The sequence below is a fragment of the Synechococcus sp. H55.2 genome (assembly GCF_047462495.1).
GTDB lineage: Bacteria > Cyanobacteriota > Cyanobacteriia > Thermostichales > Thermostichaceae > Thermostichus.
Window position 1 is genome coordinate 1 of record NZ_JANSJH010000084.1, and the last position, 12,479, is coordinate 12,479.

The 12,479-nt window shown below is 61.8% G+C and carries 9 protein-coding genes and 1 tRNA gene; 8 read left to right on the forward strand and 2 right to left on the reverse strand.

Translation table 11 applies throughout. The features are described 5' to 3' along the window. The first annotated feature begins 183 nt into the window (after positions 1 to 183). From NW844_RS10030 to NW844_RS10065, 8 genes are all read left to right on the forward strand, one after another. A tRNA-Thr gene (locus NW844_RS10030) sits at positions 184 to 256 on the forward strand. Between the two features lie 163 nt (positions 257 to 419). Then, positions 420 to 2,024, forward strand: a complete 1,605-nt coding sequence (locus NW844_RS10035) for a DUF6930 domain-containing protein (protein ID WP_414335308.1) — start codon at positions 420 to 422, stop codon at positions 2,022 to 2,024. A gap of 104 nt (positions 2,025 to 2,128) precedes the next feature. Beyond that, a complete protein-coding gene (locus NW844_RS10040; RefSeq protein ID WP_414335310.1) occupies positions 2,129 to 4,636 on the forward strand; it encodes a sigma 54-interacting transcriptional regulator in 2,508 nt (835 codons plus the stop codon). Positions 4,637 to 4,721: 85 nt separating this feature from the next. After that, positions 4,722 to 5,105 carry a 2Fe-2S iron-sulfur cluster-binding protein gene (locus tag NW844_RS10045; protein WP_414335312.1) on the forward strand — a complete coding sequence of 128 codons (384 nt, stop codon included), beginning with the start codon at positions 4,722 to 4,724 and terminating at the stop codon, positions 5,103 to 5,105. Further along, the gene (locus tag NW844_RS10050) at positions 5,102 to 6,403 is read left to right on the forward strand and encodes an O-antigen ligase family protein (RefSeq protein ID WP_414335314.1); all 1,302 of its coding nucleotides are present in this window, start codon (positions 5,102 to 5,104) and stop codon (positions 6,401 to 6,403) included. The genes NW844_RS10045 and NW844_RS10050 overlap by 4 nt, the downstream gene beginning before the upstream one ends. Positions 6,404 to 6,514: 111 nt before the next feature. Continuing rightward, a complete protein-coding gene (locus tag NW844_RS10055; protein ID WP_414335316.1) occupies positions 6,515 to 7,648 on the forward strand; it encodes a quinone-dependent dihydroorotate dehydrogenase in 1,134 nt (377 codons plus the stop codon). Positions 7,649 to 7,679: 31 nt separating this feature from the next. Next, complete coding sequence (btpA, locus tag NW844_RS10060; protein WP_414335318.1) at positions 7,680 to 8,567, forward strand: photosystem I biogenesis protein BtpA; 888 nt, start codon at positions 7,680 to 7,682, stop codon at positions 8,565 to 8,567. A 49-nt stretch (positions 8,568 to 8,616) separates the two neighbouring features. Next, positions 8,617 to 9,735, forward strand: a complete 1,119-nt coding sequence (locus tag NW844_RS10065) for a diguanylate cyclase (protein ID WP_414335320.1) — start codon at positions 8,617 to 8,619, stop codon at positions 9,733 to 9,735. Here the strand turns inward: NW844_RS10065 and NW844_RS10070 are convergent. After that, on the reverse strand, positions 9,705 to 10,562 hold the full coding sequence (locus tag NW844_RS10070; protein WP_414335321.1) for a vitamin K epoxide reductase family protein: 858 nt from the start codon (positions 10,560 to 10,562) through the stop codon (positions 9,705 to 9,707). The genes NW844_RS10065 and NW844_RS10070 overlap by 31 nt on opposite strands. Positions 10,563 to 10,590: 28 nt before the next feature. Then, positions 10,591 to 12,321, reverse strand: coding sequence for a DNA mismatch repair endonuclease MutL (gene mutL / locus NW844_RS10075; protein ID WP_414335323.1), 1,731 nt, complete (start codon positions 12,319 to 12,321; stop codon positions 10,591 to 10,593). Positions 12,322 to 12,479 lie beyond the last annotated feature (158 nt).

Here is a 12,479-nt window from a genome sequence, read left to right on the forward strand (position 1 = left end):
TCCCTCTGGGAGAGGGGCTGGGGGTGAGGGCTGGGAGAGGGGCTGGGGGTGAGGGCAGCGACGCGGAGCGCTTGGGCTGGCGGCAAAGTATCTTAATCTTGTTGGAAACGACTATATCTCCCCGTCCGAGCCTGCCACTTGGGGGGCAAGGCTGGAAAATGCTAGAATCGACAAGCCTAAACTGCTGGTGTAGCTCAGTTGGTAGAGCACTCGACTTGTAATCGAGCGGTCGTCAGTTCGAGTCTGACCATCAGCTTTCTTGGCCGCTGTAGGGCTTGACTCTGCCATGTCTGTCCTCTCGCTGAAGCGGAACTCAGCTTCTACACTGGTGGTTAGATGGCTGCAGCGGGATCCCTGCTTGGTTGGGCCTATCCACTCAGCCGCTTGGGTTGTTCTCCTGAATTCTTGCTTGGATGTCTATGTCCGGTCTCCCAGCCGCCACGATTCGTCGATTGCAAAAGTTGCCCCAGGTGCCCTCGGTGTGGGAAGGGGATCGCCACACCCTCTTGGGATTGCCGCCCCTGGGATCGCAAACGGAAGGGGAGTGCATCCTGTGGGTGGATGGCATCCAGGGAGTGGTACGGGCCATGGAAGTGGTGCCCGCTGGCTCGGGTGTTGAGCCGATGGTGCGAACCTTGATCATGGCTATGGAGCAGCCCCATGCTGCTTCGCCCGCTCGTCCCCAAAAGATCGTCGTGCGGGATCGAGAGGTGCAGTTTTTCTTGCGCGGCATTCTGCACGAGCTGGACATCAAGGTGGAATGCCAGCCGGCATTGCCCTTGATCGACGAGATCCTGCAGAGCTTTCAAGAGGCCAACGGGCGGATCCCTCCCCCGCTGCCAGAAAACTATGCTGAGCTGCTGGCCGGCAGAGCCCTCACCCTCTGGCGAGATGCTCCCTGGAATTACCTAGAGGATCACCAAATCTTAGCGCTCGACCTCAACCACTGGGATATCCAAACCCTTTACGTCTCGGTGATGGGGCGATTGGGCATGGAGTATGGGGTGCTTTTTTATCGCTCGCTGCCTTCCCTCAAACAGTTTCGCCAGGATGCGGGGCAGCCGGATACTCCCGAAGAGATGGAAGAGGCCTTCCTCAGGCAAGATTGTCTCTATCTCACCTTTCAAGCTCGCCATCCTGAGCTCAACGAACTGCCGGATCTGGACTTGGCAGAGTTGGATCCCGATGAAATTGAGCCGAACTTCGGCACCATTCACCCTCTGGAAGGCTTGCGCGTGACTTTGCAGGAGGATGAGGCGGCGGTCTTGGCGGTGGCCCTGGAAGCCTTGCATCGCTTCTTCAAGCAGTACCACCGCAGGCTGGAAGAGGACTTTCAACCCTATCAGGGTCGGTACCGCATTCCCAACCCCCAGGCGGAAGGGGAAACCCTCTCGGTGCAAGTGCGCACCTTGCCAGACTTGGCTGCAGAGCTTCTGGAGCTGGAAGGAGACGAAGAGGAGGAGGAGCACACCCAAACCCTGCTGCGGGATGATTTGGTGCCTGAGGGTGCCCAACTGGGCCTGGGGGTGTTGCCGTGGACAACGGTGGAAATGCTGCGTCGCACGGGGCAGTGGCATCCACTCCCGCAAAGCAAGCTGGTGCAAAGGGGAGAAGGGCTGCCGGTGGTGATCGTGCGCACTTCCCGCTCCAAAGCGAAGCAGTTGATCGAGAATTTGCGTGGAGAAGGCGGGCCCCAGGGCGTTTGTTTCAACACAGGGGTAGATCCCTTCGATGGCGATCGCTACGACCTGGAAATTGTGCAAACGGGCAATCGCGACCTGCACCTGTTCGGGGAGTTTCCCGAAGATGATCCCGTTCACTCCATGGCCCGCAAGCGCTGGGAACGGTGGTGCCGGGCGACGGGTGGCTATTGCGGCTTGGTGGTGGCGATGGGGGTGAATTCTGTGACTCCAGAGCTGCAAGTGCGCCACATTCTGGCCCTATTTGAGATGCAGGCGCTCAACCCGACGGGATTGGGGCTGGGGCCGATGGTGCGCATCGGCCGGCAGTTGCATTTGCCTTGACTGGCCAGAGGTTGTTCAAATTAAGGATCCCAACAGGCTGGAAGCTGCTCAAAAGAGGCAAGATAATGCAGCTAAGGGATCCCAAGACAACAGAGGCACTGCAGATGACTCCTGTTGAGCGTGCCCGCTGGCTGAAAGCGCAGACGTTGTTTCAAAGCCTGACGTCGGAGAGCTTGTATCCTCTGGCAGAGCAAATGCAAGATCATCCCTTTGGCCAGGGAGAGGTTTTGGCAGAGGCGGGAACCCTGCCGGATGGGATCCAGATTTTGCTGGAGGGACGCTGGGAAGAGCGGGATCCCCATTCCGGGGAGGTTCTCAACCTGCTGCCTGGCGCGGTGGCTCATCTGGGGGAAGTCCTGGCGGAGCAGCCCCTGCGGCGGGATCTGGTGGCCGTTTCCGCCGGGATCCGGGGTTGGATCCCGGCTGCGGTGGTGCGCCGTTGGCTGGCAGAGCACTCGGGGCAATTGGCCGAGGCGCTGGCCCAGGCTCAAGATCGCCTCAGCTATGAGCAGGAGCGGCAAGTGGCTTTGCGCCCCTACTTGGTGCCGAAGGTGGAGCGGGGGATCGTCGGCTCCAGCCGCTACGCGGTGCGCCTGCGGCAGCAGATCAAAGAGGCAGCCCAGAGCGGCAAGCCGGTGTTGATCTTCGGGGAGCCGGGCCTGGAAAAAGACAACGTCGCCGCCCTGATCCATTTTGGATCCCCGCGGCGGCGCCAGCCCATGATCAAGGTGGATTGCAGCGCCCTGCAGGCCAGTGGGGCGGATCTGTTCGGGCGGACGGGGGGCAAGCCGGGGTTGCTGGAGTGGCTGGGAGAGGGCACGCTGCTGTTGAACAACCTGCACGAGCTGCCCGCCGAGCTGATGCCCAAGTTGCTGCGCCTGCTGGAGACGGGATCCTACACCCCTGTGCAGCGGGGGGAAGGGGAGCCGGGAGAGGAGCGCCCCTGTCGCTGTCGTCTGCTGATGGTGTCAGAACGGCCCATCCCCGCCCTTGACCCTTGGGCGATGGCCATCAAAGTGCCGCCGCTGCGGGTGCGCAAGGCCGATATCAAAGCCATGGCCGACTATTTTCTCAGCCTCTACAGCCGCCGGCGCGGGATCCCCAAGCCCAAGCTCTCGCCGGAGGCGCTGCGCCGCTTGCAGAGCTACGACTTTCCCGGCAACTCGCGGGAGCTGCGCAGCCTGGTCGAGCGGGCGGCAGTGCAGGCCGCGGGGGCGAGCGTGCTGGGGGAAGAGGTGTTTTGGGCTTCCCAGCCTCGGGGCAAGCGGTTTCGCCTCAACCTGCTCAACGTCTATCCCCGCTTGCGTCGCCTGCTGCGCAGCCCTTGGTGGCCGGATCGCCTCAACTACGGCCTGGTGTTGCCCCTCTATACCCTGGTGGTGTTTCTCCTCTTTTGGGGGCCTCAGGATCGGGCCCACAATGTGGGGTTGAATCTTTTCTGGGCCTGGTGGTGGCCGCTGGTGCTGCTGGTGTTTCCCTTCTTGGGACGGGTGTGGTGTGCCGTCTGTCCTTTCATGATCTATGGGGAGTTGATCCAGAGGCTGTCGTTATGGCTTTGGCCGCGGCAGTTGCAGAAATGGCCGCGACAGCCGGCGGAGCGCTGGGGCGGCTGGGTGCTGTTTGCCGGGTTTGCGTTGATTTTCCTGTGGGAGGAGATCTGGGATCTGCCCAATACGGCTTACCTGTCGGGGTGGCTGCTGCTGCTGATTACTGGTGGAGCGGTGGCCTGCTCACTGGTGTTTGAGCGGCGGTTTTGGTGCCGCTACCTCTGCCCGATTGGGGGCATGAACGGCCTCTACGCCAAGCTCTCGATGACGGAGCTGCGGGCGCAGCAGGGCACCTGTTCGGCAGAATGCACCACCTACCAGTGCTACAAAGGAGGGCCCGAGAAGGGGGAAGGCATGGCGACGGGAGGCTGTCCCCTCTACTCCCATCCGGCGCAACTGCAAGACAACAAAGATTGCGTCCTTTGTATGACTTGCCTCAAAGCCTGTCCCCATCGCTCGGTGGAGTTCAACCTGCGCCCACCTGGGATCGAGCTGTGGACTACCCATACGCCGCGCGCTGCCGAAATTGCTTTGCTGCTGTTGTTGCTGGGAGGCATCTACCTACACTGTCTGCCGCGGTTGGCAGAACAGATGGCCCAATGGGGTCTGAGCTGGGATCTACGGCAGTTTTGGCCCCATCTGGGGGCCGCTTTGCTGGCTTTGGGGTTTCCCAGCTTGGTGCCTTTGGCAGCTTGGGGATTGGCTTGGTTGTGGCATCGGCTGGGCCGGGGGGCGCGACCCCGACCCTTTGCGGAGATGATCTACGGCTATCTGCCCTTGGTTTTGGGGGGAACGTTGGCTTTCTACTGGCCCCTGTTTTTAACGGAGGCGGGGCAGGTGCTGCCGGTAACCTGGGCAACTTTTTCCCAGACGGGATCTGCTCTTCCCGTGCTGTGGCAGGCGCACCCGGCGGTAGTTCAGTTTCTCCAGGGATCCACGCTGATCCTGGCAGTGCTTCTCTCTTGGGCCCTCACGGGCAAAATTGCCCGCCAGAGCTTGCAGTGGCCCTACCATCTGGGCGCTCTGGGGTTGGGGGTGAGCTTGTGGCAGGTGCTGGGGATTTGATAGTCGAGATCCCAGACCTCGGGCTGTGGAAATCCTGTGGGATCATGAAGAAGTCTCCTACTCTAGGAAAGGGGCCACTTTCTCCATGCCTTCTCCTTTTTCTGTCCCCTCTTACCCGGTTCACATCCACGACCGCCAACGGGACACCCACTATCTGATCCAGGTACCGGCGAATCAATACATCTTGGCCAGTGCCGAGGCCCAAGGGATCCAACTGCCCTTTGCTTGCCGCAACGGCGCCTGTACCACCTGCGCGGTGCGAGTGCGTCGGGGATCTCTGTACCAGCCGGAGGCGATGGGCCTCTCGCGCGAGCTGAAGGAGCAGGGGTATGGGCTGCTGTGTGTGGGCTATGCCCGTTCGGAGCTCTGGGTGGAAACCCAAGATGAAGATGAGGTGTATGAGCTGCAATTTGGGCGCTACTTCGGCCAGGGACGGGTCAGGCCGGGGATCCCCCTTGAGGATGAATGATGTTTTTTTCTGCACCGGTTGTGTCTCAAGAGTTGCCGCCGCATCCCTTGCCCTCTCGGCCGCGGGGCTGGCTGCTGGGGGCGGCGGCGCTGCTCCCGGTGAATTTGGCCCCCAGCTTGCTGTTGGCTTTGGTGGGGACAATCCAGGGCTATACCTGCTGCGGTAAAAGGATCCTTCGCGATCCTCTATTTGGGCTGGCAGCTCTCCTGAGCTTGGCTGCGGTGGGCGTGGCCTTTGTGGGTGAGGATTGGCGGCTGAGCCTGCCGGGGATGTTCAACTACTGGCCTTTTTTGTTGATGCTGCCGGCCTTTGCAGCGGTGCTGGCCGATTGTGGTTCTCCTGGGGGCCGTCGTCGTTTGGCCCAGGTGCTGGTTCTGGGCAGCGGGCTGATGCTGCTTCTGGGCTGGGGAGAGGTGCTGTGGGGGTGGCAGGGGCATCTCGTTTTGGGGCCGCTTTGGATCACGGGGGTGGCCGGAGGCGAGCGACCGGCGGCAGCTTTTACCTCTCCCAATATCTTGGCCATTTACTTGGTGATCCATCTCTGCTTGGCGGCGGGGCTGGGGTGGGAAGGGGTGGGACGATCCTGGCTGGGAAGAGCAGGGCTGGGGGCGATGCTGGGGCTGGGATCCCTGCTGCTGCTGCTGACGGCCTCTCGCAACGGCTGGGGAGTGGGGGGGCTGGCGCTGGTGATAGGGTTGGCGCTGCGGCGCTGTTGGTGGGGAATCGGGCTCTTGAGCGGCTTGGGGTTGGCCAGCTTGGCCGCCGCTTGGGATTGGCCGGGCTGGCGGGCCGTTGTGCCCCGATTGATTTGGAGCCGTCTGGCAGACACCTTCGATCCTCAAGCCCTCTATTTTAGTTCCACCGCCAACCGCTTGGATGCCTGGCATTTTGCCCTGCAGATGGCACGGGAGCGACCCTTGACCGGCTGGGGCTGGCAGAGCTTTGCCGCTCTTTACAATGCTCAGGATCCGCCGGAGCTGCTGGGCCACTGCCACAATTTGTACCTACATCTGGCGGCTGAGGGCGGGATCCCGCTGCTGCTGGGCCATCTGATCCTGTGGGGCTGGATTTTGGCGCGGGGGTGGCAAGCCTGGCGGCGCTCTCAAGAAAGTGTCCTGTTGGGGATGCTGCTGGCTTTGACAGCGTTTTTTGTCTCAGGGCTTTTGGATGTGGTGATGTTGGATGGCCGCGTGCACCTGTTGATAACGTTGCTCTTGGGGGCCGTTTGGGGAGCCGGCCTTGAGCAGCAAGACGACCCCGTCGCCGGCAAAGAGCAAGCCCAGAGGAGCCACTACTGAATGCTGCCGTGGAATATCCCTTGGCCGGCAATGAGTCCAGAATCCATCACGCCGACGGTTTGCAACGCGGAAGCCAGCTACAGTCAAGGGGGAGTTTAGGGGATCTTTGCGGTGAACCTGTACCGAGATGTGGTGTGGCCTTTGCTTTTTTCTGGACTGAGAGCCGATCCAGAAACGGTCAAGGTGGGGCTGTTGCGTGCCCTCCATTGGATCGACACTACCCAGGCCACCGGGATCCTGTCGGCTCTGGAGCGACTGTTTTGCTACCGGGATCCCCGGCTCTCGGTGTCACTATGGGGCCTCACCTTTCCCAATCCCCTTGGCTTGGCTGCGGGCTTTGACAAAGATGGCCTGGCTCTGGCCGTCTGGCCCAGCTTGGGATTTGGCTTTGTGGAGGTGGGCACCGTCACTCCTGGGCCGCAGCCGGGCAACCCCAAACCGCGCCTGTTTCAACTGCCCCAAGATCGTGCCGCTCTCAATCGTATGGGCTTTAACAACCAGGGGGCAGCGGCTCTGGCTGAACGGTTGCGCCGGTTGCGTCGGCGTCCTATTCCCATCGGGATTAACCTGGGCAAAGCCAAAATCACCCCCCTAGAAGAAGCGGCTGCCGATTACCTGGCCAGCTTCCGGCTACTCCAGGAGCTGGGGGACTACTTCGTGGTCAACGTCAGTTCCCCCAACACCCCAGGCCTGCGATCCCTGCAGGCTGCTGAGCAACTGGAGCCCATCCTGTCTGCCTTACAGCAGGAAAATCAGGGGCGAAAACCTCTTTTGGTGAAGATCTCCCCCGACTTGGACTGGCCTGAAATCGACAGCCTCCTGGAACTGGCCCAAACCTATGCACTGGCCGGGATTGTGGCCACCAACACCACGCTGCGCCGCGACAACCTGAAAACCCGTTTTCTACCTGGCCACGGCATCTCAGAACCCAGGCCAATTCTGGCAGAAGCCGGCGGGATCAGCGGTGCCCCCCTGCGGGAGCGTTCCACCCAAGTCATTCGCTACATCCACCGCTCCACCCAAGGAAAATTGCCCATCATCGGAGTGGGGGGCATCTTCACCTTGGCCGATGCTGTGGAGAAGCTGGAAGCCGGAGCCAGCCTGCTGCAAGTCTATACCGGCTGGGTTTACGAAGGGCCGGGTATGGTGCCACAACTGCTCCGAGGCCTGGCCAGCTCTTCTCCGCCCCGCCCTGATGTTACACTTCCCTCGCAGAATACCGCCATGGGTCAGATCCAGGCGTAAGATCGTTAGGGATCCCTGAGGAAGCTCGCCGGTGAACCTGCTGCAACACCTGTTCAAGACCCCCCATCCAGTTATTGGGGTGGTTCATCTGTTGCCGCTGCCCACCTCCCCCCGTTGGGGAGGGGACTTGGAGTGGGTGATCGCTCAGGCAGAACAGGCTGCCACGGCCTTGGCGGCAGGCGGGGTGGACGGGATCCTCGTCGAGAACTTTTACGATGCCCCTTTTGCCAAGGAGCGGGTAGACGCGGCGGTGGTGAGCGCCATGACCGTGGTTGTCCAGCGGATCAAAATGCTGGTCTCCCTGCCCATCGGGATCAACGTCTTGCGCAACGATGGCTACAGTGCTCTGGCCATCGCCGCCAGCGTGGGAGCGCAGTTTATCCGGGTGAATGTGCTCTGCGGGGCGATGATAACCGACCAAGGCATTATTGAGGGGAATGCCCACCGCCTGCTGCGCTATCGCCGCGAGTTGGGGGCCGACATCAAGATTTTCGCCGATGTGCTGGTGAAACACGCTCAGCCCCTGAGTCCCATCCGTCTGGATGCAGCCATCGCCGACACGGTGGAGCGCGGCCTGGCCGATGCCATCATTCTCTCCGGCTGGGCCACCGGCAAGCCACCCCTTCTGGAGGAGCTGGAGCTGGCCCGCCAGGTTGCCCCTCAGGTACCCCTGTTGATTGGCTCAGGGGCCACCGCCGAAAACATCGGCACCCTCATCCGCCATGCGGATGGCGTGATTGTGGCCAGTTCTCTGAAACGGCCGGCCCGTTCCGCCGGCATGCCGGTGCGCTGTGCGGATCCCTTTCCCCTCATTGACCCCATCCGGGTGCGGCAGTTTGTGGAAGCATTGCACCTTGGCCTGGGCGAACAGCCCGCCAATCCGGCTTGCCTGGCCACTCCCAGCTCTAGCTGCAGCTAGACCTCAGGGATAGAATTGGCATTACTTCGCCGTATCAGGGTTTCTCCTCATGTTGTCGGCTGAACTCGAAGGCTGGCAGCCTTCCCCCAGCTTGGTTTCCGCTCCCGTTGGTGGGACGGAGCCCTTGCCCTTGGAGGAAGTTTCGTGGAGCCAGGTGCCGGCTCAGGTTCCCTGCATTTGGGTCATCGACGATGACCCGGTGAGCCGTCGCTACATCGGCGAAGTCCTCAAAAGCTCCAACTACCGGGTGGAAAGCTGGGAAAGCGACCAGTTGGCCTGGGAGCACCTGCAGACCCTGGATGAAAGCGAATGGCCGGATTTGATCATCTGCGACTGGGTCATGCCGGGTTTGTCTGGAGTAGAGTTCTGTCGCCGTCTGAAGAACTCCGCTGCCGGCCAGTTTGTCTACTTCCTTTTGCTCACCGCCCGCTCCGAAGTTGAGGATCGGGTGCAGGGGCTGGATGCAGGGGCGGACGAGTTTATCGTTAAGCCGGTCGAGGCTGAGGAGCTGCGGGCCCGGATACGGGCGGGGCTGCGCCTGCAGCGGCTCACCCGAGCTTTGGCCCAGGCCAACCGGCAACTGCGGGCCCGCAACGAGCTGTTGGAGTCTCTGTCTTTGACGGATCCCTTGACCGGAGCCTTGAACCGCCGCGCTCTCGACCAGGCGTTGCCCCATTTGCTCAAGCAGGTGGGGCCCCGTGGGCAAGCCCGCTATCGCTATCTCTGCCTGCTGATGATGGATGTGGATTACTTCAAGCAGGTCAACGACACCTACGGCCACTTCATCGGCGACTGCGTGTTGCAGGCCCTCGTTGGGCGGCTGCACAATCAACTGCGTCCCTCCAGCCTGCTCTACCGCTACGGCGGCGAAGAATTTGTCTGCGTCACCCCTGGGCTCAACCCCGCCCACTGCCACCGCTACGCCGAGTCTCTGCGCCGGGCCATCGCCAGCCGGCCAATTGACGTTTCGCCCAAACGCAGCCTGCCTGTCACCATTAGCATTGGCGGGATCGTTATCAGCGAAGATGACCCCTTAGATCCAGAAGCTGCACTCCAACGAGCGGACGAGGCCCTCTACCAGGCCAAGCAAGCCGGGCGAAACTGTGTACGCCTCTTCCTGCCATCGCTCCTGGAGAACTACTGTCCTCCGCCGGGCTCGAGAGGGTAGCCGGAAGCTGCCGCCAAGGCTTCCAGCGAGCGCAGCCCCACGTAGGTGCGGCCGTTGATGATCCAGGTGGGATAGCTGGTGATCCCTGCTTCTGTGCATGCCTGGGCTTGGGGCGTACCGGGACCGTTGGGGGAGCACTCCACGTAGGGCACTTGGGCAAAGGCCGACCCAAACAGCTCTTTCTGCTCCTGACAATGGGGGCACCAGTAGGCCCCGTACATGGTGCCGCCGATCTGCCGCAGGTGGGCCGCCAACCCTGCCGCCAGGGGGCTGGGGGGAGGAACTTGGTTGGCATACACCCCAATGGTGGTCACCAAGGTGAGAAAGCTCACGAGAATGTAGCTGAAGGCCAGCTTGCCCCCATCCAGCCAGCGGTGGCCCAGCAGGGTTACCGCCCACAGGCTGGCCACCAAGACTATGGCGGTGGTGCAATACAGACAAAATTGCCGCAGCACCCCCACCATCAGGTAGAGCATGTACATTTCAAAGGCGGTCATGGCGGAAACCAGACCAAACAGGGCCGGCCAGCGCCACCGCTTCACCAGCGGGATCTCATCCGGCAGCACCGCCAGCGCCAAGACCCCCAAAAAGCCCAGCAGGCCAACTGTTGCCGTCGGGATCCCCAAAAACTCTGCCCAACGGCTGGAGAGCACCAGGTCGCACCCCCCATCCCCTGTGCAGAAAGCGGCAGGCTGATCGGTCAGCTTGGTGTAGGTGAGGTAGGCCGTCAACAGGGATCCCAGGCTGGCCAAGATCGCCAAGATCAGACGGGCATGGCGCTGCAGCCAGGTCTCTTCTTGGGCTTTGAGTTTGAGATAAGAGGCCATGGGGGGGTCAGCAGTTGGACATCCCCGATTATAGTGGGGCGGAGCGGGTCTCGTCCCTGGGCTCCGAGGCAGAAGCGCTGCTCGAGCGCCGCACTTGGGCGGCAAACCTGTCTCCCAGCGGCTCCAGCTCCCAAAAAGATCCCATCTTGGAGTCGGAGATGGGCCGGTCGCAGATCCCCCAGCGGCGACGAAAGTAACGGGCCAGATCTTTTTCGGCCAGAGCCAGATACACTGGCCGGCCATGAGGGCAGGTGTGGGGATTGGCGGTGCGCTGCCAGGCCTCCAGCAACTGTTGCATCTGCTCCAGGGTCAGAGGGATCCCGTTGCGCAGGGCGCCGCGACAGGCCACCGCCACTTGAGCTGATTCGAGGTCAGCACAGCGGCTCAATTCTCGCAGGGATCCCTGAATCTCCTTGGGGTCTTCCGACCACAGGGCCAGAGGCACGCGGCGCACCAGATAGGTGTTGGGGCCAAAGGGCTCCAGCTCCAGACCCAATTGCTCCATTGCTTGGGAGGATAATCCCTCCAGCATGACCGGCGTCTCCAGCTCCACCGGCTGCCAATGCTGTTGGATGTACTCGTAGCGCACCCGCTCGTGGGCCAGGTGCTGCTCCACCAGCCACAGCCCCTGAGGGTGTTCCGCCAAAATGTAAATCCGGTGCAGTTGGGCCAGGGCCTTCAGAGGCGGCAGGGAGCAACCGGCAGCGGGGAGAGCCGGACTTTGCAGGGAGGAAACCCTGTAGATCGACTTGGCCTCGCTGGCGCGGATGAGATGCACAGAGCGGCGGCTGGCTTGCCCGGATCCCGATTGCAGAAGAGCGTGTAGGTGTTGGCGCAACTGCTCCTGTCGGATCTCCGGATCCCGTAGATAGAGCTCACTCTTGGCAGGATGGCGATTCCAGTCCACCTGCTCAGGTGGCAGGCGCAGATGTACCACCACTAGAGGATGGCGGTGGCGGGGCAAGGCGTGCTGAAAGACTGACTGGATCACCCGTTGCCAGTCTGGCATCTGCACAAATCGCCCGTTGACGGCCAGGCGGATCCAATCGGGGCGGGGGCGATGCAGACGATCCGGTAGGCCCAGCACCACTTCCCAATCGCTATCCCCCTCCTGGATCCGCTGATAGCGCAGATCCGAAAGATCCAACTGCGGCAACACCTGCAGCAGCAGATCTTGCAGAGATGTTCCCGGCCAGAGGCTGAGCAGCAGTTGTCCCTCCCGATGCACCTGCCAACTGACCCAAGGATGGGCCAAAGCCGCATTCTGCACCAGGGTTAGAAGCGGGGCAATAGGGGGCACACCTCGACGGCGCAGAGGCCAGTCGGCAAACAAATCCGCCACCGTCACCACCGTTCCCAAGGCAGTGGCCGCCGGCTGCTGGTGGGCCAGCTCCCCCTGTCGGTTGTAGGCGGCCAGCCAGCCGTGGGCATCGTCAGCATGGCGGGTCTGAATGGTCAAGGATCCCAAGCGGGCCAGGCTGTGCAGCGCTTCCCCACGAAATCCCAGGCTGCAACCGTCCAACTTGCTGGTGGTGTGGCGGCGAGCCACCTGCTCCAGCTCCGAACCTGGGATCCCTTGCCCATTATCGGCCACCCGCACCTGCCAGCGACTGGGCCAAATCTCCACCTGAATGCGGGTGGCCTGAGCATCGAGGGCATTTTCCAGCAATTCCCGCAGAGCAGCCCCCAGCGAGTCGATCACCTCTCCCGCCGCCATTTGGGCGATCCGCTCTGGGTTCAGGGGCTGGATTTTGGACATGGAGTGAGTTGAGAAAGCAGACCCTCTTCCTGCCAGCCTGTCGCCGAAAGGCCAACAGCGTCGAGCTTTAGCTTAGCTCTCTCTCTGTTGCCGGTGGACAGCGCCTTGCTAATAATTTTCATTAACTTCAAGGGCCCTCTCAGGCAAAGGGAAGGATT

Coding starts and splice junctions, on each gene's coding strand:
- NW844_RS10035 (WP_414335308.1), top strand. CDS start 420: ATGTCCGGTCTCCCAGCCGCCACGATTCGTCGATTGCAAAAGTTGCCC.
- NW844_RS10040 (WP_414335310.1), top strand. CDS start 2,129: ATGACTCCTGTTGAGCGTGCCCGCTGGCTGAAAGCGCAGACGTTGTTT.
- NW844_RS10045 (WP_414335312.1), top strand. CDS start 4,722: ATGCCTTCTCCTTTTTCTGTCCCCTCTTACCCGGTTCACATCCACGAC.
- NW844_RS10050 (WP_414335314.1), top strand. CDS start 5,102: ATGATGTTTTTTTCTGCACCGGTTGTGTCTCAAGAGTTGCCGCCGCAT.
- NW844_RS10065 (WP_414335320.1), top strand. CDS start 8,617: ATGTTGTCGGCTGAACTCGAAGGCTGGCAGCCTTCCCCCAGCTTGGTT.
- NW844_RS10070 (WP_414335321.1), bottom strand. CDS start 10,562: ATGGCCTCTTATCTCAAACTCAAAGCCCAAGAAGAGACCTGGCTGCAG.
- mutL (WP_414335323.1), bottom strand. CDS start 12,321: ATGTCCAAAATCCAGCCCCTGAACCCAGAGCGGATCGCCCAAATGGCG.